At 51.8% G+C, this 25,557-nt stretch carries 20 protein-coding genes and 1 pseudogene; 13 read left to right on the top strand and 8 right to left on the bottom strand.

Annotated elements, in window-relative coordinates; translation table 11 throughout:
- Positions 1-4 precede the first annotated feature (4 nt).
- The 9 genes and pseudogenes from H2170_03420 (at position 5) to H2170_03380 (ending at position 11,184) form a co-directional block, all read left to right on the top strand.
- On the top strand, positions 5-964 hold the full coding sequence (locus H2170_03420) for a glycosyltransferase family 2 protein (GenBank protein MCS6299140.1): 960 nt from the start codon (positions 5-7) through the stop codon (positions 962-964).
- Between the two features lie 280 nt (positions 965-1,244).
- The gene (locus H2170_03415) at positions 1,245-3,344 is read left to right on the top strand and encodes a hypothetical protein (protein ID MCS6299139.1); all 2,100 of its coding nucleotides are present in this window, start codon (positions 1,245-1,247) and stop codon (positions 3,342-3,344) included.
- Between the two features lie 68 nt (positions 3,345-3,412).
- On the top strand, positions 3,413-5,548 hold the full coding sequence (locus tag H2170_03410) for a hypothetical protein (GenBank protein ID MCS6299138.1): 2,136 nt from the start codon (positions 3,413-3,415) through the stop codon (positions 5,546-5,548).
- Positions 5,549-5,706: 158 nt separating this feature from the next.
- Entirely contained in the window at positions 5,707-6,747 is a 1,041-nt protein-coding gene (gene gmd, locus H2170_03405) for a GDP-mannose 4,6-dehydratase (GenBank protein ID MCS6299137.1), read from the top strand.
- Positions 6,748-6,899: 152 nt separating this feature from the next.
- Positions 6,900-7,883 (top strand): GDP-mannose 4,6-dehydratase, encoded by a 984-nt coding sequence (locus H2170_03400; GenBank protein MCS6299136.1) that lies wholly within the window; start codon positions 6,900-6,902, stop codon positions 7,881-7,883.
- A 205-nt stretch (positions 7,884-8,088) separates the two neighbouring features.
- Positions 8,089-9,537 (top strand): glycosyltransferase family 4 protein, encoded by a 1,449-nt coding sequence (locus H2170_03395; GenBank protein ID MCS6299135.1) that lies wholly within the window; start codon positions 8,089-8,091, stop codon positions 9,535-9,537.
- 362 nt (positions 9,538-9,899) lie between these two features.
- A pseudogene (locus H2170_03390) lies at positions 9,900-10,181 on the top strand (type II toxin-antitoxin system RelE/ParE family toxin).
- Between the two features lies 1 nt (position 10,182).
- Positions 10,183-10,482: a HigA family addiction module antidote protein gene (locus tag H2170_03385; protein ID MCS6299134.1), complete on the top strand. Its 300-nt coding sequence runs from the start codon at positions 10,183-10,185 to the stop codon at positions 10,480-10,482.
- 459 nt (positions 10,483-10,941) lie between these two features.
- Positions 10,942-11,184, top strand: a complete 243-nt coding sequence (locus tag H2170_03380) for a type II toxin-antitoxin system RelE/ParE family toxin (GenBank protein ID MCS6299133.1) — start codon at positions 10,942-10,944, stop codon at positions 11,182-11,184.
- Between the two features lie 170 nt (positions 11,185-11,354).
- Here the strand turns inward: H2170_03380 and H2170_03375 are convergent, their stop codons facing one another.
- A complete protein-coding gene (locus tag H2170_03375; GenBank protein MCS6299132.1) occupies positions 11,355-12,848 on the bottom strand; it encodes a hypothetical protein in 1,494 nt (497 codons plus the stop codon).
- A 219-nt stretch (positions 12,849-13,067) separates the two neighbouring features.
- Here H2170_03375 and H2170_03370 point away from each other — a divergent pair, with 219 nt between their 5' ends.
- Complete coding sequence (locus tag H2170_03370; protein MCS6299131.1) at positions 13,068-13,364, top strand: HigA family addiction module antidote protein; 297 nt, start codon at positions 13,068-13,070, stop codon at positions 13,362-13,364.
- Between the two features lie 189 nt (positions 13,365-13,553).
- Complete coding sequence (locus H2170_03365; GenBank protein ID MCS6299130.1) at positions 13,554-14,585, top strand: IS630 family transposase; 1,032 nt, start codon at positions 13,554-13,556, stop codon at positions 14,583-14,585.
- 592 nt (positions 14,586-15,177) lie between these two features.
- On the opposite strand, the gene H2170_03360 is transcribed toward H2170_03365, so the two are convergent.
- The 5 genes from H2170_03360 to H2170_03340 all read right to left on the bottom strand — a co-directional run bounded on the left by H2170_03360 (position 15,178) and on the right by H2170_03340 (position 21,338).
- Positions 15,178-16,311 (bottom strand): ATP-binding protein, encoded by a 1,134-nt coding sequence (locus tag H2170_03360; protein ID MCS6299129.1) that lies wholly within the window; start codon positions 16,309-16,311, stop codon positions 15,178-15,180.
- 707 nt (positions 16,312-17,018) lie between these two features.
- Entirely contained in the window at positions 17,019-17,399 is a 381-nt protein-coding gene (locus H2170_03355) for a clan AA aspartic protease (protein MCS6299128.1), read from the bottom strand.
- A gap of 532 nt (positions 17,400-17,931) precedes the next feature.
- The gene (locus H2170_03350) at positions 17,932-19,458 is read right to left on the bottom strand and encodes an O-antigen ligase family protein (protein MCS6299127.1); all 1,527 of its coding nucleotides are present in this window, start codon (positions 19,456-19,458) and stop codon (positions 17,932-17,934) included.
- Between the two features lie 20 nt (positions 19,459-19,478).
- Positions 19,479-20,216, bottom strand: coding sequence for a hypothetical protein (locus H2170_03345; GenBank protein ID MCS6299126.1), 738 nt, complete (start codon positions 20,214-20,216; stop codon positions 19,479-19,481).
- A gap of 306 nt (positions 20,217-20,522) precedes the next feature.
- Positions 20,523-21,338, bottom strand: coding sequence for an AAA family ATPase (locus tag H2170_03340; GenBank protein MCS6299125.1), 816 nt, complete (start codon positions 21,336-21,338; stop codon positions 20,523-20,525).
- Positions 21,339-21,503: 165 nt separating this feature from the next.
- Between H2170_03340 and H2170_03335 the strand changes: the two genes are divergently transcribed.
- Positions 21,504-21,785 carry a septum formation initiator family protein gene (locus H2170_03335; protein ID MCS6299124.1) on the top strand — a complete coding sequence of 94 codons (282 nt, stop codon included), beginning with the start codon at positions 21,504-21,506 and terminating at the stop codon, positions 21,783-21,785.
- 294 nt (positions 21,786-22,079) lie between these two features.
- Positions 22,080-22,604, top strand: coding sequence for a gamma carbonic anhydrase family protein (locus H2170_03330; GenBank protein ID MCS6299123.1), 525 nt, complete (start codon positions 22,080-22,082; stop codon positions 22,602-22,604).
- Between the two features lie 76 nt (positions 22,605-22,680).
- Here H2170_03330 and H2170_03325 read toward each other — a convergent pair whose 3' ends face one another.
- Both H2170_03325 and H2170_03320 read right to left on the bottom strand, forming a co-directional pair.
- Positions 22,681-23,166 carry a dihydrofolate reductase gene (locus tag H2170_03325; protein ID MCS6299122.1) on the bottom strand — a complete coding sequence of 162 codons (486 nt, stop codon included), beginning with the start codon at positions 23,164-23,166 and terminating at the stop codon, positions 22,681-22,683.
- Between the two features lie 355 nt (positions 23,167-23,521).
- Positions 23,522-25,303 (bottom strand): PAS domain-containing protein, encoded by a 1,782-nt coding sequence (locus tag H2170_03320; GenBank protein MCS6299121.1) that lies wholly within the window; start codon positions 25,301-25,303, stop codon positions 23,522-23,524.
- Positions 25,304-25,557: the final 254 nt, after the last annotated feature.

Raw genomic sequence — 25,557 nt, 5'->3', positions numbered from 1 at the left:
TTACATGAACGATCAAAAGAAATTAGTAAGCTTGTTAGTGCCTGCGTATAATGAGGAGGGAAACATTCCAAGTGTAATCGAGCGACTGACTAAGCAGGCGCTCAATCTTGGGCACTTGTATGACTTTGAGTTCCTGGTGATGGACAATTGCAGCACTGATCGGACACGAGAACTTGTTTTAGCTCAGTGTAAAATCGATCCGCGATGGAAATTTCTGCGCTATTCCCGTAATTTTGGTGCGGAAGCCTCAGTACTTGCAGGTTTTGACCACGTTAAGGGTGATGCGGCCATAATCATATTCTCCGACCTGCAAGACCCGCCTGAAAACATTCCTATCATGCTGGAAAAGTGGCATGCAGGTGCTGAGGTTGTCTACGGTGTAATTAACGAAAGAAATGATTCAAATCCCTTGAAAACAATCGGGGCTAAAATTGCGTACTTTCTTATACATAGACTAACTGAATCAAAAATTCCGCCTAACGCTACAGATTTTAGATTATTGGACAGGAAAGTGGTGGATGCCCTGAAAACTTTGCGGGAGCCCGATCGGTATTTTCGTGGGCTGGTTCATTGGGTTGGGTTCAAACAGGATTCATTTGTGTATGATCGGCATAAGAGAGTGGCAGGCAAATCAAACGCGGGTATTTTATATTGTATTAAATTTGCACTCCATGCTATCACTTGCTTCTCCTCCAAACCCATGCATTTGAGCATGTTCTTTGGATTGGGTTTAACCAGCTTTTCGATTTTGGGCTCTATTGTATATGCGGCCCTCTATTTTATAAGACCCAGTTTCTTGAATGCGCCCCCGCCTGGTATTACAACCCTGATTATTCTAGCGCTTTTTCTGGTGGGATTAAATTCCTTGTTCCTTGGTATAATTGGGGAGTACGTGGGGCGAATTTATCGACAAGGCAAAAATCGCCCCCTTTATATCATTGCAGAAACCATGAACTTATCATGATTCTCAAGAAGTTTTATTCGATTAAAATAATCTGATAAAGACTTAAACGGGCGGTCCACATGCAATGGCTTTGCGCTGTAGTGAAAACAGCGAAATCGTCCCCTCCAAATGGCAAAACATTTCAGCCTCTATCGATTGCTATTGGGGACTTGATTAGACAGTTCTAAATAATGTTTTTCGCTTTACGGCTTAAATAATTCAAGCGCGAAAATGCTGATTTGAGGTCAACCGTTTCAAACTTAGAGAATGCCTGGCCCCGCAAAACAATAAATTGAATTTAATGAGAAACAAGACAATCAGCCGAATTAAGCAAAATGAGAAAAAAATCTCAGGCATTTTATTGGGAATAAGCATACTATTTATATGGGCTTGGATCTTTAATTTGCTGAAAATCCACGCATGGGCTGTGCCCCTGGGTTACCAAGGTGATGCTTGGTTTAGTTTCGGCATAGCAAAAGCCTACATGGATGGAATCATAGATCCCTTTTTATTTAAGTTTATTCCGACACTAAATGCTCCATTTACAGCAAGTTGGAACGACTATCCAATTACCGAAGATTTTATTTTTGCAGCAATCGGTTGGCTGGGTAGAATTATAGGTATTTTTGCTGCGGCAAATTTGGTGCTCGCATTGGCCCATGTTTTGGCGGGACTCTCCTTTTGGTTTGTTTGCCGTGAATTGAAATATAGCCCCATTCTTTCATTGGCGGGTGGTTTGGCTTTTGCATTTTGTCCATATATTTTCGCGCGTGGACTGGGACACATTACCCTTACATATGCCTGGCATATACCGCTACTCGTCATGGTTTCAGGTTGGTCATACTCGAAGGACTGCACCGTAATATACTCAAGAAAATTCTGGCTGTCAGCGATTAGTGCCGCTGCCTGCGGCGTGCTAAATCCGTATTACACGGGGATGTTCATTCAGTTATTGATTTTCTCCATCATTTTCCATGCAAGCAGAAGGAATTATAAAAATGCGATAACACCAGCTATCATAATAGCAATATCCATATTGGCATTCCTATCAATGAATGCCAATACAATGATTTTTTCACGGTTAAATGGGGCAAATGTACAATTCGCAGGACGAAATCTTGCGGCACTTGAAGTTTATGGTTTAAAAATTCCAGAATTATTGCTTCCAGCCGGCTATCACCCCTGGCACTGGTTCATGCGTTTTGCACAGGGAAATTACTATATTCCTTCCTACGTTAAAGGAGAACTTTGGAGTCCGTTTCTTGGCTTAGTTGGAATAGCAGCCGCAGCCTTAATGGTTTCGGTTTCATTACGCCATTTTTTTAGCGGGAAAATAAAACTTATCTCTGTTCACTTTTGGCACGTCCTGTGGATATTGCTGTATTCACTTATAGGGGGTGTCAATCTAGTAATCGGAGTGCTGGGCTTTTCCCTATTTCGCGCCACCAATCGTTACAGCATATTTATATTAGTTGTAGTTTTATTGTTTCTCATAAGGTTTTTGACGAAACAATGCAATAGATTATGGACTGCCTTTTTTGCGGTTTTGATTGTGGCTGTTGCACTAGGAGAGCAATACGCTCCCTATAGAGGGCCGAAAACAGGGGTGAACACTATCGAAGTGGAGGTTAATTCGGACCGTGAATTTGCACAATCAATCGAGCGCCAGTTGCCAAATAGTCGTGTCTTCCAACTTCCTGTAGCTGGGTTCCCTGAAGTTGGGCCCATCAATAAAATGTGTGATTATGAACACTTTAGGCCATTTCTTTACACTAAAACGCTTCACTATTCTTATGGCGGTGAAAGAGGTCGAGGCGACAATGACTGGCAGGCAGAAACAGCAAAACTCCCCCCAAGTCAGATGGCTGAACAACTGGAGTCCATGGGATTTAGTGTGATCATGATAAATAAAAAGGGGTTTTTAGACTCAGGGGAAACTATAATAAAAAATTTAACCGAAAGCGGCCACTCAATAATTGCAGACAGCAGGGACCTGATTGCCATTAAATTAAGTCCCAATTCCTTGATTCGCCTCCCCATGATTGCCTTTGGCTCAGGATGGTCACCCGATGAAGGTACTCACAGGTGGTCTGAGGCATGCCGCGTGCCGATCAGTCTATCAACATTCGACATAAAACCCACGTCCTATAAAATTAATTTTTCACTTTCAGCATTAACGCCTCGAGTTATCAGGGTGATGCTCAACGGAGAGCTAATGACTACCATAACCATTAAATCTCCCGGAGAAGTCATTGCCTACGAGACTCCAATCACACTTAAATCAGGAAAAACAAAACTAATACTTGAAACCGACGCCAAGGCTATCAACCCAGGAAACGGAGATCCGCGTAAACTATCCATTAAATTAATTGGGTTTAAGATTACAGCAGAATCGAAATAAGCTCAGCTTAAAAGCATAAGTACGCCGAATATTATCGGTACGCAAGCACCTCACACCCAACCGGAGTCATGAAAAAAAAACACGAAAAAATAGCACTGACGATTCTGCTAATTTGGGTGCTCTACAACATCATCGTCCTACTAAAAACCGGATTTATCGGCGATGACGCCTACAATTCACAAATTGTAGGATCATCTATCCAAAAGGGAGTCTCTGTAAATCAAGCGATCATGACTGAAGTCCAAGCATGGACGAAAGAACAAGGCCGTTTTACTGCATTAGGATGGTACATGTCATACGGAACATACTGCGTAACCCAAAACCCGATAATCGTAAAATCCGTAAACATACTATTAATTCTAAGCGGAGTCACACTCTTTTACTTTTTCTCTAAACGAGAAACCGGATCTCAGCTTTTAGCACTGCTGGCCTGCTTCACCCTCCCCATATTGTTTCAATTCCGCCAGTGGCATGACCCGATACTCTTCTTCACATTCTTAATTCCCACTTGCTTTGCGCTTATCATTGGAGCCCTAGTTCTCTTCCAAAAATACCTTGATAACGGAAGAACTCGATACCTTGTTGCAGCATCAGTTATCCACTTACTGGCCCTGCAAATTTACGAGATCACCCTCTTCTTATTTATTCTATTTATAGCCATCGCCATTGCACGTGGACGCAAATTAATAAATGCAATTGTCGTGAGCTTGCCATTCACCCTCGCAAGCCTATCACTAATAGGCGCTTCCCTCATTATAAGGCACTCCGCAAAAGAAGGAACCACACCGCAAGCACTTTATTCAGGAACCGAACTCAACCTACATGTCGGTAAATTTATACATGCGCTTATCATTCAGGTTTATTCCACATTCCCCCTGAGTTTCTTTTTCTTCAACACTGCTCACCTCAAATCGCTATACCAGCCAATAGACCTAATAGCGTTAGCACTATTCTGGGCTGGCACTGCATACTTGATACACCAAATCGGCCGCGGTAAAACAGACCTAAAATACAAAAGCTGGATGATATGTGGATCCATCATGCTAATTATTCCAGCAGCACTGAGCAGTGTTTCAGGCCACCAAGCTGAAATCATCCAAGCTGGGCCTGGTTTTGGGTACATAACAGTCTACATGCAATATTTCGGCTTAGCCGCTATAGCAGTCGGAACACTATACTTGATTGTCATTAAAATCAAGCCACGCCACCTAACTTTGTTGGCAATTACACTAAGTGGCGCACTTACAGTTATGGCGGGACTAAATCTCGGACTCAACCGCGCCGTTGCACTTAACACAAATGCAACGTTCAAGTATCCCTCCGAGCTACTAAAAGCAGCCCTACACAAAGGCTTGTTAAGTGAAATCCCTGACAGGGCACTCTTAATACGTGCCATGCAAGTCCCCTCTGATTACACGACCTTCTACACACCCCATACCGGCAAGGTATATGACGTGTGCGAGATCACCGATCCAGCGGCTTATGCCGCCGGTATATCCAAAATTGAAATTTCAGCTAAAAGTAAGCGCTCGTCCCTGGGTATAGAAGTCATAGAACTAGGCAACCAAAGTGCATGGATATCATCGTACAACATTTCAATTAAAACCGGAGACAATGGGCGTGTCTTCCTAAGTAGAATAAATCGCATTATCCAAAGCACGGGCCCGCAAAAACCACTTCAAGTTATCGTCAGTGAAGTGAAAATGTATGACCTTAGGTCCGACACAATTAAATTGTATGAATTTAATGAACGCCCCATTGACTTCATGAAGATCTTGTCGATTCAAACACTCGATATATCAAAAATAAAACCACTCGACGACGATTTCTATAAAGCCGGGGAAGTGGAAGTCGTATGGTCTGGGGGGATTTTCCAGAAAGAAGGTAATGCGCAAAGCAACGTCCGCTGGTCTTCAGGGAATTTCACCCTGAAGCTCTATAATTTATCGGATCAACCTAAGTCCGCATCAATTTCCATGGAGTTAGCCACACCAGGAGCTAACGCACCCCACCTCGTAATCAACGTTAATGGTGAAACCGAAGAATTAAAACTTAATAGTGCGCTCCAAAAAACTATTAAAAATATCCGACTTCAACCCGGAATAACTGAAATCCTGTTCAAATCAGATAGCTTGCCGATACCAAACGGAGATCCACGAAAAATTGTCTTTGGGGTATATAACCTTAATATAACACATCAATAAACTTAAATTGGGCGGGAAGCAAGAAGGGCCGGAACCACAGCATGCCCCCACCCAATTTGACCCAGTCGAAATGGCTTACAGATTCTAAAATACACACTAGGGAGCACGCCTGAAGCCCATTAATTTTCGCAGCCGAACTTAAGATCGTCCACAAATTCATGTATAAAAAAACGGCCATCATTACTGGTATTTCAGGACAAGACGGTGCATATCTCGCTAGGCTCCTCTTAAATAAAAACTACAAAATTTACGGCACATATAGACGAACAAGCTCCGTTAATTTTTGGCGGATTGAGGAACTCGGGATCGCCCAACACCCCGATTTACACCTAGTGGAGTTTGATCTCACTGATCTGGGGACTTGCATCCGCCTACTTCAGAATACCGGGGCAACCGAAATCTATAATTTAGCCGCACAGAGCTTTGTCGGCGTTTCGTTTGATCAACCTCAAACCACCGCTCAGATTACTGCCGTTGGAGCACTCAATCTACTTGAATCCATCCGCACCGTAAATACTCAGATCCGTTTTTATCAGGCATCCACTTCCGAAATGTTCGGTAAGGTACAGGCAATTCCTCAGGTTGAGGAGACTCCCTTTTGGCCAAGAAGTCCCTACGGTGTGGCCAAGCTTTACGCCCACTGGATCACGATTAACTATCGCGAATCCTACGATATTTTTGGCTGTAGCGGGATTTTGTTTAATCATGAATCCCCTTTACGAGGTCGCGAGTTTGTAACTCGTAAAATTACCGACTCAGTTGCCAAAATAAAATTGGGTAAGCTTGATGTACTTGAGCTAGGCAACATCGACGCCAAGCGGGATTGGGGCTTTGCTGAAGAGTATGTCGAAGGCATGTGGCGCATGTTACAGGCAGATGCACCCGATACCTTTGTCCTCGCCACCAATCGTACCGAGACGGTACGCGACTTCGTGATCATGGCGTTTAAGGCCGTTGGTCTCGAACTAGTATGGAAGGGGCACGCCGAGCAAGAAATTGCTGAAGATGCAGCCACGGGTAAGCTCGTGTTGCGAATCAACCCCAAGTTCTACCGCCCGGCCGAAGTCGAGTTGTTAATTGGCAATCCAGCCAAAGCCAAAAAAGTCCTCGGCTGGGAGCCTAAGACTACCCTTGAAGAACTTTGTCAAATGATGGTGGCTTCCGACTTACGTCGGAATGAGCTAGGTTTTTCGTTCTAGGAAACAAAAACCTTCAGCTAGGAGCTATGAGCTTGGAGCCTTCGGTCAGAAGCTTTCAGCTAATCGCTCACAGCTAATTCAGCCTCAAACACCTGCCTCGACACAACCTCTGAAGCTCCCAGCTCTTAGCTACTAGCTCATCGCTCATTCCCATGCCCACTCCAATCGCTTTTATCACAGGAATCACCGGCCAAGACGGCTCATACCTCGCCGACCTTCTTTTATCTAAAGATTACATCGTCCACGGTCTCGTTCATCGACCTGATTCGGTCGGCAGCAGCAATATTCGCCACCTCGTTTCTGATCCGGTGATCATGGGCAAACGTCTTTTTTTGCACAACGGTTCATTTGAGGACGCCACTCATCTCCGCCGTGTAATTAGTCGCGCCAAACCAACGGAGTTTTACCATCTTGCCGGCCAATCCAGTCCCCGCATCAGCCTAGAGCTTCCAGAAGCCACGGTTGAAAGCGTGGGTATGGCAACGCTCCGTTTATTGGAAATCCTTCGCGATCTTGATAGTCCAACTAAATTTCTCTATGCCTCCAGCAGTGAGGTGTTCGGTTCCCCATCATACTCTCCCCAGGACGAACTCACTCCCCTTAATCCGACGACGCCCTACGGTGCGGCTAAGGCGTTTTCGCAGCAGATGGCCCGCATTTATCGCATCGCCTATAAACTGCCCACATGTTCGGTTATTTTATATAATCACGAATCACCTCGGCGGGGTGGACACTTTGTGACCATGAAGGTTGCCCGGGCTGCGGCACGGATCAAAAAAGGCCTGCAAAAGGACTTGGAGTTAGGCAGTCTGAGTGGCTTGCGTGATTGGGGATGGGCGCCGGATTATGTCCGGGGTATGTGGCTTATGCTCCAAGCCGACACGGTCGATGATTTTATTCTGGCCACGGGAAAACTGCATAGCGTTGAAGAATTGGTTCAGCAGGCCTTTGCCAGTTTGGGGCTTAATTGGCGCGACCATGTTAAGTTTGACCCGAACTTGGTTACAACGGTGGAGCCAATCTCTCCCTGTGGAAATCCTAGCAAAGCTCAACGGCTGCTCGGCTGGCAAAACACCGTGAAGTTCGAAGAGATGGTTGAGCGCTTGGTGAAATCCGAAGCGGATAAGTTGGTTTGAATGAGCTTGGAGCTGTGAGCTAGGCGCTGTGAGCGTTGAGCTTAGCACTTAAATCAGGGAGCTTGGAAGCTACAATCTGAGAACCCTTTGGCCGTGGACTGCCAACACGACACATGCTTTCCGCTCTAGGGTTGGCCTTCCTGGCCAATTAATCCCTAAAGCTATTTAGTATTCGCTCTAAGTTCCTAACTCCTATCGCTTTTTCATGAAAATCCTCAGCCCGAAAAATTTTGGGGTCTATCGGGCTAGTGAGTTTGTTGAACTTTGTGTTCAATTCGTGATTCCCCTCACTGAATTGCCTCCCAAGGCGCTCTACGCCCGTGTGGGTGACCGCATCATTCCCCTTGAGGTGGCCCCTGATGGGCATTGCACCAGTGCCCATGGTTTTAAAGCAACGGCTCAATATCGACTTGGTTTTGGACTTAAGCGATTCGTGTTTGTAGCCTTTGACGATACCGGTATTGAGACGGTGATCGGCATTCGCTATATAATCGTCCGGAATGAGGATATTGGCCCGCGGGTCAGCATACCGCGGAACGCGAAAAACCTTCCGAATGGAATCAATGTCATTGGTTCGCTCAACTATGAGTTCGGGTTGGGCGAGGCTGCGCGCGGGATGGTCCAGGCAGTGCAACGTACTGGTATACCTAATGCCGCCATTTTAGCGCCAATGGTTAGGAATTCAGTCAAGTGCAACGATTTCGACTACACACGAATCGGCCGAGCACTGGAATATAAAATTAATTTATTTAATCTGAACGCGCCAGATATGTCGCTTGTCCGCAAGCGGTGGTCGCGAGTTTTTAGTAATGGTCAGTACAATATTGGATATTGGTACTATGAGTTGCCTCGGTTGCCGGTTTCTTGGTGTGAAGGGTTTAATGGCCTTAAAGAGGTTTGGGTTGCTAGTCGGTTTGTTTATGATGCGGTTCATGCGGTTTCACCAATCCCCGTTTATATCATTCCGCCCGTTGTTTCCGTAGTCGCTCCCGGCGTAGTCACTCAAAGTGAGTTTGGTCTGCCCGTTGATAAATTATGTGTTTTGTCTGTTTTTGATCTGAATTCATATCGACAGCGGAAAAACCCTGAGGCCGCAATCGCGGCGTTCAAACTCGCGCATAAGAAAAATAAAGATCTGCATTTGGTGTTAAAAGTTAACAATGCTGTTCGGAACCCGCAGGCACATAAAATCCTTCAAGAACATTTAGTAGGGTTAGAGGCCGTCACATTAATTACAGATGTACTACCTCGTGCCACCCTAACGAGGCTGCAGGCCACTTGTGATGTTTTTATTTCATTGCATCGTTCGGAGGGCTTTGGGCTTAACTTGGCGGAGTGTATGGCGCTGGGGAAGCCGATCATAGCTACGAATTGGTCGGCCAATGTGGACTATATGAATTCTGAGAACTCCTGCCCTGTGAATTACACGTTGGTGGAGTTGGTGGAGACAATCGGACCTTACGAAAAAGGACAGGTGTGGGCGGAGCCGAGAGTTGAACATGCTGCTGAGTATATAGTGGCTTTGGCGGCCAATCCCAAACTGCGGTCTGAAATAGGTGGGGCGGCTAAGGCGACGATTGAGGCATTGTATTCGCCAACAGCAGTCGCGTCGGCGATCAAACGGAGGTATGAAGCAATAGCAGGTCGTTTGTAGTTTTTAATACGCTTTGAAATTAGCCCGCTAAAATTGAATTTATATAAAACTTTGATGTTTGATGTGAATTGTGGTGTTACGCAATGGGGACTCGGCTTGGGCGGCGAAGCGGCGGATGGAGCTGGGAGCTAGGAGCTTGGAGCTAGGAGCTGGGAGCTCTGATTGGTGCCCACGAAACACACGAAATGACACGAAAATCGGCAGTAGGAAACCGGAATTTTTAACCGCGAAGTCGATCCATAGGCTAGCGAAGTAGAGCGGTGTTGCCCACGGAATACACTGAATACGCGGACGAATCGGCATCCGGTAGTGAAATGGTTACGCTTGACGTTACCAAAACCACGTTTTAGGTTTCTTATCTCATGATCCTCTCGTTCAGCGACGAACGCGCTGAAGCCATTTTTAATGACTTCAGTTATCCCGGACTTCCTCCCACTATTCTAAAAACAGCACGCCGTAAACTCATTCAATTAAATGCATCCCAGTAGTTGTCGGACCTTCGCATTCCTCCAGGAAATAAACTGGAAGTACTGAAAGGTGACCGTAAGGGGCAATATTCAATTAGAATAAATGACCAATGGCGCATCTGCTTTAATTGGGTCGGGGGTGACTCAACCCAAGTCGAAATCGTAGACTACCATTAATATGAAAAACCTCCCGCTACTTTTTTCTGGAGAAGTTCTTCTTGAGGACTTCCTCAAGCCTGTGGGAATTTCTTCTTACCGCCTAGCCAAGGACATAGGCGTTCCACTCTCAAGAATTTCATCAATTATAAATGGGAAGAGGGGCATCACCGCAGATACCGGGTTGCGGCTTGATCGCTATTTTGGATTATCTGAAGGGTATTGGCTTCGAGTCCAGCTTGCTTGCGACATTCGAGCTGCTAAAAGGAGAATTGCCCGAGAGCTTGATCACATCACCCCCCACGAAGCGATTGCAGCTTAGGCGGGGTTTGAGCTAGTGGAGCTTGGAGCTAGGAGCTAGGAGCTGGGAGCTCTGATTGGTGCCCACGAAACACACGAAATGACACGAAAATCGGCAGTAGGAAACCGGAGTTTTTTTAACCGCGAAGTACGCGAAGGGGCACGAAGATTCGTTTTTTTTAACTTAGCGTGACTTGGCGTTCTTCGCGGTTAACACATGTATTAATTCGGGTTTTTTACCGCGAAGTCGATCCGAAGGCTCGCGAAGTGGAGCAGGTTGCCCACGGAATACACTGAATACACGGAAGAATCGGCAGTTGGATTTTGGCCCACGAAAAACACGAAATGCGGCAGTAGGAAACCGGAGTTTTTTTACCGCGAAGTACGCGAGGGGGCACGAAGTGTGAATGACGAACTAGACTAGGGACGGGCTGATTCAATACTTGGGTTTCCGCTTGACGTAAGTATTTTGGGGTTCACATTGTCCGGAATGATCCAGAGTTTCGCTGACGAAATCACCGAGCAGTTGGCTAATGGGTGTTTCGTCCGCAAACTCCCCGTTGAAATCCAGCGCCAAGCGCTTAAACGACTAAATTTCCTCAAACTCGCTCAGCGACTCGACGATCTCTATATTCCACCCTCCAATCATTTTCATGCGCTCAGCGGCAAAGGTCGCTACGCAATACGGGTAAATAGAGCCTGTCCCAAATTTCCGGATTTTTAAAAAGTGCGCAGAGGTCCATTGGGATTGCGGGCGAACGAGGTGGCACGAATCACCCCAGCGACGTTAAACGGCGGCCCGAATCGATTTTTCCCGCCCCCAAGCGCGGTAGTAAGGTACGGCAAAGCCGGGGCGAGCCCCAGGGTTATTCACATTTTTGCCGGAAAATTGAATTAAGCGGCCAGCGGAAGTGTTATTTCCTCGGCAAGGATTCGTGACACCAGCCAGAGGTTGTGACCGAGTACACTCCAACCCACCGAACGGTAGCGGTTGGCAAACCCTTTACAGCGCAAGCGTCCGCCGAGGCGTTGTTTGAGGATCGCAATGCGCGCTTCGGTCGCCGAACGGCGCCGCTGCAATTGGGCGAAGCGTTTTTCGCTCAAACGCTCCTTGAGCGCGTGCGGATCACGCGGGCATACCGCATCGTAAACGTCTTGTTGCTTGAGCATTGCGGAAGTTTTTTTGGTGGCGAAGCCGCGGTCGGTGCCGACCGCGCTAATCGGCGCACTCAGGTCAAAGCGGTTCTGCCGCGCCAGGCTTTCCTCGAGTTGGCACCATTCTGCCGGAGCCGCGCCCTGGTAGAGTTGCCAGTCGGTGATTAAACCGGAGAGCGCCTCGCTCAACAGCAACGAGTTGCCAAACTCGACTTGGCTCCCTGCTTTGCCGCGAACCAGTACGTTCACATCAAGTTCATGCACGCTGAGGATCTTTTGGTCGTTGGGCACCGGGCGTCCGCCGATGATGCGCTCGTGGGCCTGCTTGATGACGGCGGGCAGTTGGCCGAGCATAGCGTCGATGCGGGTGGTTATCCGCTTGGTTTGGCGTTGGCTGTAATGGGTTTGGCTATACTTCTGCGCCAACAGGTCGCGGTGGCGGCGGGCATGTTCTCCGATCGTGCGTAACAGCGTCTTCATCTTGCGCAGGATCTGTTTACGCGCGCGCTTGGCGTCGTTGCGGCGGCCTGCGTGGGTCATTGACATGCACAACTTGTTCATCTGCTTGGCAAAGCACTCCGGCTCTTCAGGCATACGGTGGAGCAGTCCAGCGCGGCGGATTAAAATCATGGCCTTGAGCAAAGTCTTGGACACATCACGCAACAGCACCCAGTCCACCGGGAAGTGGATGTTGGTCTCCAAGCACGTGCCGTCGATGAGGCAAACATCCATGTCCAGCGGCGCGCTCAACCCGAGTTCAGTGGCGCGATCCTTCTCGCCGCACATCTCCACCAACACTTGCCCCATCCAGCGCACCTGTTCGGCGGTGAAAAACTTCGAGGCCCGCTCCAGCACACTTTTGGACGCCCCCTTGATTCCCTCAAGCGTGCGAACACCGCAAAAATCCGCCAGTAAATCACTTGAGGCAATGCTACGGGAAAGCTCGCGAAAGGATATGTTGCCCAAATGCACCCGCAACACTTCAAAGCGTAACGCTTTGAGCGCAAACTCCATACGCTGGCGTAGTTGTGCGACACTGGCTTGGCCTGCCCCCGCCTTGGCAAAGTCCATCGCCATCGTCTCCAAGTGGCTGCCACGCAACAACGCGTCGAGTCCTTCCAATTGCTGGCGAAACTCGGCGTAATCTTTATTGGCACCGACTGGCGTTAGCGCCGGACGCAACCAGCGTTGCAGGGCAATGGCCGAGGTGGCGGATACGGGTTTTGACTTCATGGCCGATTATAGCGGCTTTTTTTTGACCAAAACCAGGGAATTACCCCTCTTTAGGCATCATTAAACTTATGCTAATAGTTCACTGCTAGGTTTTTATGCTTTCGGGACAGGCTCTAAATATGCAGTGGCGCATCACTTTTATTTGGTCAACCGCCGGTCCCAGCGATGTGCTTTTTGAGGATTATCATTAACTTTCATTTTAATCGACACACTTATTTTATGAACGTAAAAACTCTACGCCCTTGGCATCCGGGGGAAATTATCAAAGAGGATTTTTTGGCTGACTATGGACTCACTCAGTATGCCTTAGCTAAGGCTTTGCATATTCCGCAGAGTCGGCTTTCATCGATTATTAATGGCCGTCGCAGCATCACCGCCGACACTGCGGCAAGGCTGGGGCGTTTTTTTGGGAATAGCGCCCAGTTCTGGCTAGGACTGCAGTCCCTTTATGACCTAGAAACCTTGGAGATGGATAAAATCGAAGCGGAGGTGGAGCCTCTCGCGGTTGCCGCTTAGGGATGGGAGCTGGGAGCGGCGAGCAGGGAGCTGAGAGCTGGGAGCTATGAGCTATGAGCTGGGAGCTTCTGATTTTTGTACCGCGAAGGGCGCGAAGTTACGTGAAGCGGCGCGAAAGGCTCGAACCTACTCACTATTAATCGTTGCGAAAGTCATTGCATAGTATAGCTTAATTGTATAAATTTCGTAATGACCGAAATTAAGACCACAAAATCAGGCGTAAAGATACAGGTGCGTAACGCAAAGAGGAAAATGGCCGTAGATGCAATCCAGTCGGGGGAGGCCATCTCCGATGTTGCCCGCATGCTGAGTATACCACACCGGACACTGTTTAGCTGGCTATCGGCTTATCGGCACGGCGGGCACCACGCGCTACTGGAGTCTGACCGAAGCGGTCGGCCAAGAAAGGTGAATGGGGAAGTGATGGAGTGGCTTTATAAAGCAATAACGCTAGGCGATCCTCGCCAATTTCAACTACCGTTTTGCTTGTGGACGCTAAATATAATTCGGGCCGTATTGAAGAAGGAGCATAAAGTTGAGCTGAGCAAAAGCGGCGTCAGCCGCTTACTCGGACACCTCGGATTAAGCCCGCAACGCCCTATCTATAAAAGCTATAAGAGAAATCCGGATGAAATGAAGTGCTACCTGAATACGACCTTCCCTGGATTAAGGGAATTGGCTCTAAAAACCGGCGCACAGATCTTTTTTGTTGATGAGAGTGCCATTCGCTCCGATTCGCACAGGGGAACAACTTGGGGTAAAATAGGGGAGACTCCAGAAGTAGAGGACAGCGGCGATAGATTCAGCCTAAAGCTGATCAGTGCCGTCAGCCCCCGAGGCGACATGCATTTCACATGCTTTGAGGGCTTTATGAATTCAGCCCGATTTATCGAGTTCCTTAAAAAACTACTTCAAGACGCCGAGTGTCCGATTATCGTGATTGCTGATAATGCAAGCTACCACAATTCAGCTGAGGTAAACAGCTTTGTTGCAACACAAAATGGTGAAATCACCATCGCTAACCTACCACGATACTCACCAGAGGTAAACCCCGATGAACAGGTCTGGAATCACGCCAAGGCTCGACTCTCAAAACTATTTATCATTACTAAAAAAGAATTTAAGCGCTCGATCGTTCAAATAATGAAGGACATAAAGAGCACCTCCATGTTGATAAAATCGTTTTTCCAAATGAAAAACACGAAGTATGCTGCAATTTGAGTCAACTGCCGAAACTTACGCAACGACTAATACCCGCTACTGATTTTTTTAACCGCGAAGTCGATCCATAGGCTCGCGAAGGGGATTGATCTACTCACTACTCGCTACCCACTACTCACTACTGTTTTGGCAACCGCGAAGTCGATCCATAGGCTCGCGAAGTAGATCTCGATAATCCCATTCCTCACTTAGCGAGTCTTTGGCTCATCTTCCCGGTTAAAACGGATTGGTTGCGGTGCTCGCGGATCCCGAATTTATTAACCGCAAATTGCGCACAAACTCGCGAGTAGTGAAGTTATATATCTAGGAGCGTATATTTGCGTCCTTTTGCATCTTTTGCGGTTAACAACTCTGTGGGTTTAAATTTTTAACCACGAAACACACCAAGTACACAAAAGTCGGATTGGTGCCCCACGGAATAATTGGAGCTCCTAGCTCCTAGCTCCTAGCTCTTAGCTCCTAGCTCCTAGCTCTTAGCTCCTAGCTCCTAGCTCTTAGCTCCTAGCTCCTAGCTCTTAGCTCCCAGCTCCTAGCTCCTAGCTCTTAGCTCCCAGCTCCTAGCTCCTAGCTCCTAGCTCTTAGCTCCCAGCTCCTAGCTCTCCCCCTTAATTATTAAAGGACGCGCTGTGACTTTATCGGCGAGACCGTAGCTGCGGGTTCCTGGATAGATTACCCAGAGTTCGTCCAATACTAGGTCGGTTAAAGATATTTCCATCGATCGGGTCAACTTCGGTGCATCGGCGCGCTTAAACTCCACCCCTATCCGTCGACCTTTTTTGATCATTAATAGGTCGAGCTCACTGCCGCTATGAACGGCATAAAAATAGACCTCGTCCGGAGCCTCCGCGCGGATGAGCTCTTCCAGCGCAAAACCTTCCCAGGATGCGCCGGACTTGGGGTGTGTTAATAATTCCATGCCTGTGCCAACCCCCAATAGGGTGTGCAGCAGTCCGGTGTCGCGGAAATACAACTTGGGGGTTTTAACCAGGCGTTTGCCCAAGTTATTGTGCCATGGCAGGAGCCGGCGCACCATAAAAGTTTGCTCCAGGGCATCCAAATAAGCGCGGGCGGTATTCGGGGCCACCCCCAACGAGGCGGCGATTTCGGTCCCATTCCAAATTTGGCCGTGGTAGTGGGCCAACATCAGCCAGAAACGGCGCATCAGGGCGGGTGACAAACCAAAGCCCAGGGCCGCCAAGTCCCGCTCTAGGAAGGTGCCGATAAACTGCTTGCGCCAAACAGTACTGTCTTCGTCGGTCGCCGCTAAAAAGGAGCGGGGGAAGCCTCCGCGTAGCCAAAGGTTTTCTTGTGCTGTGGGGCCGACCTCGCTGAGGTCAAAGCCGCGCATTTCGATGATTTCAACCCGCCCAGCCAGCGACTCGGAGGATTGACGGGCTAATTCCGGCGAAGCGCTGCCTAAAATCAAAAACGTGGCCGGTTGTTCTGAGCGATCGGCCAGCACCCGCAGGACCGGAAACAGCCCCGGTTGGCGCTGGGCTTCATCGATCACCACCAGTCCCTTGAGGTGCCGCAGGGCGGTGAGGGGATTCTCCATCAAGGAAGCGACCACTGGGTCCTCAAGGTCGAAATACTGGGGATGCTCGACGGGGAGAAACCGCCGGGCTAAACTGGTTTTTCCGCATTGGCGTGGCCCTAAAAGCGCGACAATTGGACTCCTCGCTAAGGCCCGTTCTACGGCGTGGTGGTAGCTGGGGCGGTCGATCATGGTTGAAATCATGCAACCATGTTGCGGATTTTCAAGTTAAAATCCATGAGCTATTAGCTTTGAGCAGCATTCGCCTATTTTGTGACCACCTTAAGGCAGCGGACGGTGGTAGCATCATTGAATTCTCGATGTGACACATCGAATTTTCATGGTAAGTGACCGGATTTGTTCCAACACGGGAACACGATATGGAGCTTGGCGCCACCCCAGCGAACCAACCGGAGTTTTTAACCGCGAACTCGATCCATAGGCTCGCGAAGCAGAGAATCTGATTGGGGATTATACTTTGCGAGTCTCTGGTTCGTCTTCGCGGTTAAAGCGGCTTGGTCGTTTTAACCGAGAAAAAGCATTAGAACCACAGATTGCACGGAATCCACAGATTACTAACGAATAAAAGAATCCTAATGCACACCACGGGTCGAATTACATTTTAATGCGTAATAGCATGTAAGTTATTAAATTCGTGCAATCTGTGTAATCCGTGGTTAAATTCTAATGCCGGATTTAGGTTGAATTAGGATTTCAGAGAGTTACCCACGGAATACACGGAATACACTGAATACACGGAAGAATCGGCAGATGGATTTTGGCCCACGAAACACACGAAATGACACGAAAGGCGGAAGTAGGAAAATGGAGTTTTTTAACCGCGAAGTACGCGAAGGGTCACGAAGCTCGATCTGAACGATGGACGCGAATTCCGGAAATTACTTGGCTTTGGCGGCCGCGTAATTGGGGTTCTGTGGATTTATATCCACGCGGCGTTGCTGGGGCATAATGACCAAATCCATATCCTCCATCGGAATGGCACCGAGCAAAACTTCGTCACCCATGACAATTGCACCAACAAAGGCCACTCGGTTCTTAAATGATACCTCAATCGGCCCGACATAGGGCACCATCCGCTTAGATGCATCCGCCAGTTCAACTTCTTTTTTTGACTGCTCCTGAAGGCCTAGTTGTAGTCTAACATGTTCAGGTATAATCAAATAAACTGAACCGGTGTCTGCTAGAGCTTCGACGGTAACGCCCGCAAGTTCGGAGTTCTTCGGATTCCGCAGTGTTAACTTAGCATAGGATGGCCCCATGCGCACAAATTACCTTGCGGTGGAGTGCCGTCAATAGGGTTACTCAATTGAATGAAGGCGTGCTAAGGGTTCAGGCATGCTCATGCCCACGGTTTGCTATGGATTGTTTAGCAGCGAAGGGTGCGAAGTAGCGGTGTTTTGCCCACGGAAAACACTGAATACACGGAAGAAACGGCAGATGGATTTTTGCCCACGACAAACACGAAATTACACGAGATTGAGCTATAAGCTAATAGCTATGAGCTCCTAGCTCTGAACTACCCGCTACTCTTTACTGATTGGTTAACCGCGAAGTCGATCCATAGACTCGCGAAGCGGAGAATCGGATTGGGGATTATAACTTCGCGTAACGATGTTAATTCCTGATCCAGCATTTTGAACCACAAAAAACGCAAAATGTCGCGAAAGTGGGAGCATCAGAATTGAGGTGGTTCGTTTTTGCGTGATTTCGCGACTTTTGCGGTTAACTGGTTTGGTTTATTTGAGCTTGTTGGCTGGGTTTCTTGGTTAACAAGCCTTAACGGCACGCGTTTTAGTTTCGCTGGTTTTCGAACTCGGCCCAGCGGCCGATTAGGGCGGCGGACGCGCACCAGAGTACTAATATAGCCGGGTTGTGGAATTGGAAATCCACCCACGCGTGCGCTGCGGTAATCACCAGCGCCAATATCATAAACATGAGGTGCGGGCGTAGGTGGGCTTTTTGTTTGCGTAGGTGTCGTATCGCAGCTCCCACCATCGCCAGGAGTAGGGCAACACCAATCAGGCCGAGTTCGGCCAGGACTTGTACGTAGTCATTGTGCGCAAATTCCCAGCGCATCTTTAGCTTGGAGTTCCAAGACACATTATAGATGTCCGGGTAGTGGCGTTGATAAACGGGGAAATAGTGGCGGAAACTGCCCGCGCCCCAGCCGGTCACTATATTATCCTTGGCCATTTCGAGGGTCGCCGTGCGCGCTAATACTCGCGTGGCCACGGAGCTGTCTGTCTTACCGTCTTGGATGAGTTTGCCCAGGCGGTTGAAGGATTGGTCGGTGTTGAGGAAATACGCTCCGAGGCCGATAAATAGGGAAAAGCCGAGGCAGAGTAGGGCGGTTACCCAGGGGCTGCGGCCTTCGCCTTCGGTCAGCGTGCACCGAATGACAAAGCCGATGAAGGCTATCAGCATGAAGGCGAGCATCAACAGGGTTCCGGCGCGCGAGAAGCTGAGCAGCACCCCGAGGCCTAGCACCACGGAGCCAAAGGCAAACACCGGGGCGGGACTGGCGCGTTCAAGGCGGCGTTCGGCGCGGGCAAAGTGCCAATACAACAGGCCCACGGCGAGCATCAGCACCAGGTTAAAATAGGCGCCGGCGTGGTTTTTGTAGATGATGGTGGCGAAGAAATTCCCCGCGGTGTTGACGTCTTTAAGTCCCCACAGGACGTACTTGGCGTGGGTGACCCGTTGCAGGATGCCGATGATCGCCAGCAAAACGCCGTTGGCGATGATGATGGTAAAGAGGCGCTGCACGGCGGCCCGGCGTGTGACGCCCACCCATAGCGCACAGGTCAGCAACCACGCCGCGCCGTAGAAGAGGAGTACGCGCCACGGGTTCATGTCTTCGAAGGGGGTCTCCATGCCGGCGGGCAGCCAAGCGATGTGTTCGACGCGTTGCAGCCACCAGGACGTGCCGTCGCGCATGTAGGTCCACGCCGGGTTGAGCGCCTGAATGAGGATGTAGCCGAGCAGCATCAGCCCGAGCCAAAAGAGGGGGAAGCGCACCAGCTTGGGCCACATGATCAGCTTGAAGTCGCCTTGGGGCGCGAGTTCGTCGCGGTAATGGCGGTTGGGCATCGCCACGACGAAGGCCAGGGCGGCCAGCCCCAGGCTGATGAACTGGCTCCAGACGTGCATCGTGCCGAGCGCCCACGGCATAAAACAGAGCAGGCTGCCCGCGATGATAATCAGGGCGTTTTCCAGCGGGTGTAGGGCGGCGCTGGCGCGCATGTCGCCGCGGAACGAGCGCAGGGCGGCGGCTTGATGTCGTGTGTGGGTCGGGTGGAAGGAGCGGGGGAGCGACACGGTGGCGGGCGTTTTTAGGATTAGTAGGTTTTGACGTATTCGAAGCCGTTGGCGTCGCCGAAAACGAGGCGGGCTGCCTCGATCTTGAGGAGGCGCACCTTGAGGCCGCGATCCACCACGTCGTTGATGCGGAAAACTTGGCCGTTGAGCACCACCTTGGGATCGGTGGGCGTCAGGCGGACCACGGAGATGCGCAGGGCGTCAACGAAATCGCTGATTGTGGGGTTTGTTGTGGGGACGGCGGGCGCCGGTGGTGGGGTGGGGCGGGGAGGGGTGAAGCTTGCCGCGGGGGCCACGCCGGTGGGGGCGGCGCCGGGGATGGGCGGCAGCGTAACGGTAACCATTGGCTGGGGCGTTACGGCGGGTACGACCGGTGTGATCGGTGCGGCTTGGGACGGCCCTGCGCCCGGGGCGGCGGTGGCGAGTGCGGCAGGGGGGGAGTTGACTCCCGGCGCGGGCGCGGGCCCAGGCGCGGAAGCGGAGGGCTTGGCGACGACTGCTGCGGGCGGCGTTGCGGGGGGATTTGCAGGGGCGGAAAAATAAAAAAAGCTCACCACTCCGACGGCCAAAAGGCCGAACAGGCCGCCGCCGATCAGGCCGATGAGGGTGCGCGCGGAAAGGGGGGGCGGGCGCTTGGCGATGCGCACCTGCGGTTGGGCGCCGGTGGTGGCGGAGGGCGACGCGGGCGAGGGGGCCGCAGTCAATTCCACCGTGCGCTGGTTTTGCGCCTTTTTTAGGGCTTCATTGATTAGGCTCATGGCTGGGGATGGGCGCGGGGTAGGTGGCGTGGCGGGGCAGATTGGGCGGGGGCGGGGCGGGCAGGCAACTTAACTTGTGCGCGGTGACGAGCCGGGATGGGCATTAATATTTAAAGTGTCGGATAAAACCAATGCAGTTTAGCCGCGAAAGAACGCAGAGAACGCAAAGAACAAGCCCTGTATTTCTATGCGCTCTTTGCGTTCTTTCGCGGCTAAAAAGATCGATGTTAGACGTTGATTTTAAGGGGGCTCGGGATGCGAAACTTGGGGTTTTACCGCCCACTAGCAGGCTTGCGCAATGGGGGCTCATTGCGTGAGGCGGCGGACGTCTTTCTGGGCGCGGCGAACGTCCCACCAGTTGACCTCGTCGGAGTCGCGGATGAAGGCGGCGAGGATGGCCTTGTCGCAGAGGTTGTTGATGATGCGCGGAATGCCGCGACTGTGGTGGTGGACGGATTTGAGCGCGCGGCGGGTGAAGGCGGGCCGGCCCATGCCGCCGGCGAGGGTGATGCGGTGCTGCACATAGTGCTCCACGTCGCCGAGGGTCAGCGGGTTCAGTTCGTAGTGAATGAGGATGCGTTGGCGGAGCTGGCGGAGCTCTTCGCGGGCGAGGACGGCTTTGAGCTCGGTTTGGCCCATGAGCACGATTTGGAGCAGCTTTTGCTGGTCGGTTTCCAGGTTGGAGAGCAGGCGGATCTGCTCGAGCACCTCGAAGGAGAGGTTTTGGGCCTCGTCGATGATGAGCACGATGTCGCGGCCGCGGGCGATGCGCTCCAGCAGCACACGATTCATTTGGGCAACCAAGTCGTTTTGACTGCGCCCGAGTTTGGTTTCTCCCAGCTCGGTGAGGATCGCCTTGAGCATCTGCGTCTCGGTGACGCGGGGGTTGAGGATGAGAGCGGTGTCGTAGCGGGCCGGATCGAGCTCGTTGAGGAAGCGGCGGCAGAGGGTGGTTTTGCCGCAGCCGACCTCGCCGATCAGCACGATGAAGCCTTTACGCTCGTGCACCCCGTACTTGAGGTGCTGGAGGGCTTCCTGGTGCGTGGGGCTGAGGTAGAGAAACTTGGGGTCGGGGGTGATGTTGAACGGCATTTCGTTCAGCCCGTAGTAACTCTGATACATGGGGATGGAAGTAGCCGAGGCCGTCGTGGAACGCACGCTGAAAGAGCGGAGTGGGCGTGAAATAATTTTTCGGCCGGCGGGGCGGGCGCGAGTATCGCGAAAATAGCTTGGAAAAAGCTTTCGCTAAGGCCGGCATCTGCTCTGTGTGATGGCTGCGTTTTCGCCATGCCCATTCGTCAGATCATCGTCGTTTTTTACTTGGTGCTCTTCCTGAGTTTTGGGGCGGCCTCGTCGATGTTTTTTTGGCAGACGCGGCAGGAGTACAACCAGTTGCGGCAAGTCGAACTGGCGACCCAACGGCGGTTGTTGGAGGCCGAGGAGCGTTTGCGTGAGCAGGAGCGCATGTTACATCGGTTGCGCACCGACCCGGCTTATGTGGAGATGAAGATTCGCCAGCGCCTGGGCTACGCCCGACCCGAGGAGTTTATCTTCCGCTTCGATCAGTGAGCCGGGGCGGCGCCCATGAAAGCGGCGCCTAGTGCGGCAGTAACCTTCGAGTTGTCGCAGGGTTAAAAAAGTTCACAGAGGGCATACGGCAGAGTTTTAACGCAAAGACGCTAAGATCGGCCCGAAGTACGCCAAGTAAGGCCCTGAATTGCTTGGCGAACTTTGCGTCCCTTTGCGCCTTAGCGTTAAAACTCCGATTCGGAATCCTACACTTTAAATGTTACTGCCTACTAGTGCGGCGTGCCGGATGGCTTGCCGGAGCGCTTAGACTCGGCTACCTCGATCGGTTTCAACATGACTATCCACGATCAACTCGCCCAGTTTCTTGGTGCCGCTCCTGACGTGAGCGGAGCCCTATTTATCGCCAAGACCGCCACGGTGGTGGGCGATGTGCGGCTGGGCAAAAACAGCAGCGTGTTCTACGGGGCGGTACTGCGCGGTGACATCAACACCATCGAGGTGGGCGAGGGCAGTAATATCCAGGATAACGTGGTGGTTCACCTGTCCGACGACGCCGGGGTGCGTATCGGCAAACATGTGACCGTGGGGCATGCGGCGATTATCCACGGCTGCACGATCGATGACGGCTGCCTGATCGGCATGGGGGCGACGATTTTGGACAAGGCGCACATTGGTGCGGACAGTCTGGTGGGGGCAAATTCCTTGGTGCCGCAGGGGTTCACGTGCCCACCCGGATCGCTGGTGTTTGGCGCGCCGGCCAAGGTGGTGCGCGCGCTCGCTCCCGAGCAGCGCGAGTCGGGCCGGCGGCTCTCCGCCAAATACGTCGAGGTGGCCAAGGCCCACGCCGCACGCCGGTAAGCGCGAAGGCGTTCAAGTTGAGGTTTACGGCATCCTTGAGCTCACGCTCAAGGCCACAGGCTTTACCGGGCGGCGTCTACTTGCCGAGGCACAGAAAGGTGTAGCGCCAGTTCGCGTCGTGGCTTTCACGGCGCGAGAGCTCACGGGGGAATTGACTGCGCCACTCGGGAAAAAACGTGTCGCCGCCTTCGATGTGGGCATGGACGAGCGTGAGGTGGAGGAAATCGCCAAGCGCCATGCCTTCCTCGTAAACGCGTTGGCCGCCGCACAGGAAAATTTCGCCGCGAAGGGATTGGGCCCGCGCGATGGCCTCGGCGAGGCTGGTGGCACCGTGAACCAAGGGCGGCAGCGACTGGGGTTCATGGCTGAGTACAACGACATCACGCGTGTGCACACAACTGGGCCACTCGGCAAAACAGCGCGCACCCATGATGACGGTCTGGCCGCGGGTTTTTTCCTGAAAAAAGCGGGTGTCCTCGGGAATCGCCCAGGGCAGGCCGCCGTTGCGCCCGATGACGCGGTTCTCGGCGCAGGCGACGATGAGGTGGATGGGCTTGGGCATGGAGCGGCAGTGGGCCTGAGAGTTATAGGGGGGCTAGCACCCTAATCCATTGGCCACAAAAAACACCAAATGACACAAAAAAAGCCCCCCTCCATTGCCGTACCTTCAGGGATAATAACGGATGATTTAGCCGCAAAAAAGCGCAGGATTCGCAAAGGGGAATTCATCTGAAGACCCTCCGTTTTTTGCGCCGTTTGCGCCTCTTTGCGGCCACCTCTCGTCTTTGGGGGTTGAGGATTGCAGCCCCGGGCTTGGTGTCTCGATCTTTGCGAGGATATGGCGATCGTTACGTTAAAAAGCTGCATTCCATGTTGTTAGCTGCCGTGATCTGCCGGCTAGTGTTTTTTTAACGCGCTTAGCGCAGCGGAACCACGGCGCGGATGGTGGTGCCGATTCCGGCGGTGGAGGTCACCGTGAAGCGTCCGCCGACCATCTCCACGCGTTCTCTCATGCTGCTCAAACCGAGGCGGTTAATCCAGTCCTTGGAGGCGATTTTCTGGACGTCAAAGGAGATGCCGTCATCGGCAACCACCAGCGTGACCTGGCCGCGCGCCTTGGCCACGGCGATGCGCACCTGGCTGGACTGCGCATGGCGGGAGATGTTGGTCAGCGATTCTTGGGCAACGCGGTAGAGTACCGTGCGCCGATCGCTGTCCAATTCGGTCAAATCGCAGTCGGCCGTGAATGCGATTCGCAGTCCGTTCTCCTTGGGGAAGTCCTCGAGGTAGGAGCGCAGGGCCGGGATCAGGCCGAGCTCGTCGAGCATGGCCGGGCGCAGTTCACGGGCGAAGTGGTGCAGGACGTGCACGGACTTGGTGACCAATTTGTAAACCGGCGCGAGGCCCTCGGGAATACTCTTGGGTTCGATCGCGGCCTTTTTGGCGAAGGTGGCCAGTTGCACGTTGATGCCGACGAGCAACTGGCTGATGCCGTCGTGCAATTCGGTGCTGATTTCCTTCCGCTGCAGCTCCTGCATGCGGATGATCTTGTGGGAGAGTTGGCGGAGTTTTTCCTGAAGCAGGCGCGCATCCTCCAGGTGTTTTTGGGTCTTGCGCTCGCTTCTGGTCAGGGCCTTTTCGACCGCTTTGCGCCGCACGATCTCCTGCTTGAGTTGCTTGTTGGCGGCGGTGACCAAATCGAGTCGCTGCATGGCCTGTTGGGCGCGGAGGCGTTCGGTGACATTGTTGAAAAAACAAACCACGCCCATGTCGCCGCTGGGTAGGGTAACACGCTGGATTTGCCACTCGTAGACCTGCTTGCGGTGGTCATAGCAGCGGTGGTGGGCCAAATCAGGCGAGTGATAGGGGGCGCCGGTTTTTAGCGTGTGGCGGAAGCGTTCCAGCACCGCTTCGATGATCGGGTGCGCTTCGGCCCGCGACCAGACCAGGTGCAAGACTTCCGCGAAGTCGCGGCCAATGAGCGGATGGGCCGCGCGGAAAACGGGCAACGCAGCCGGGTTGATCTGTTGGAGGCAAAAGGTGGCACCGACCACAAATATACCCAAAGGCGCCTGCGCAATGAGGGTGGAAAGCACTGCCTTGCTGTGGACGAGGGCCGTCTCCGCGCGTTTGCGCTCGGTGATGTCCGCAACCACCACTTGGCAGTCTTGGCCATTAGGCAAGCGCTTGGCCTTGATGTTGACCTGACGCGGCGGCTGCTCGATGGAGCCGGTCATCATTTCAAAATCGGCCGAGCGCTGGGACGGGCCAGCGAACACCTGCTGGAGAAAGTCCTGAAAGCTCGGTTGCAACACCGGGCTCACCAGCCGCAGGAAGGGTTGCCCGATCAGTTTGCTGCGCTCGATACCCACGAGTCCGGCACCGGTGATGTTGGCCTGTTTGATCAAACCCTCGGCCGACAGGGTGAAATAACCCAACGGGGCGGAATCGTAGAGCGAGGTGTGTTTTTCGAGATAGGTTTCGGCCTCGGCTTTACTGCGTTTGAGCTCCTCGTTTTGCAGCTCCAGTTCTACTTGGTGAACCCGGAGTTCGTGGATCAGTCGCTGCGTGTTGAGCGTGGCAGGATCTGCGGTTGCCACGTCCTTTCCCTGCGTGGGCAACTGCTGCTGAGCCCTGCGGCGGAGCGCAGCGGCGGTTTCGGGGCGCTGTTTGGACTTTTTTATGGCTGGAAATTTCACAGGCCGCGACGCGGGGCGGCAGAGGGGGGTAATGCCGGAGTGAGCCCGTCCACTGTGAGTGAAACGGGCTTGAGTCCGGTTATATCCCTTGGGTTGAAAATCATGGGCTGAATAGTCGCGCGGATCGAATCACGGCGGGCTGCTTTTGCAAGTCGCAGAATGTGTGATGTTTTTTGGTTATATGCGGGGGCGACAGTCGGGTTAACTTTGGCGTTGGGCAAAGTCTGGTCGCATGCCCATTCGCATTCACGGTT

It is taken from the genome of Opitutus sp., assembly GCA_024998815.1.
Taxonomy (GTDB): domain Bacteria; phylum Verrucomicrobiota; class Verrucomicrobiia; order Opitutales; family Opitutaceae; genus Rariglobus.
The sequence above is the reverse complement of the archived record's forward strand: the minus strand, read 5'-3'. Positions and strand labels throughout refer to the sequence as shown.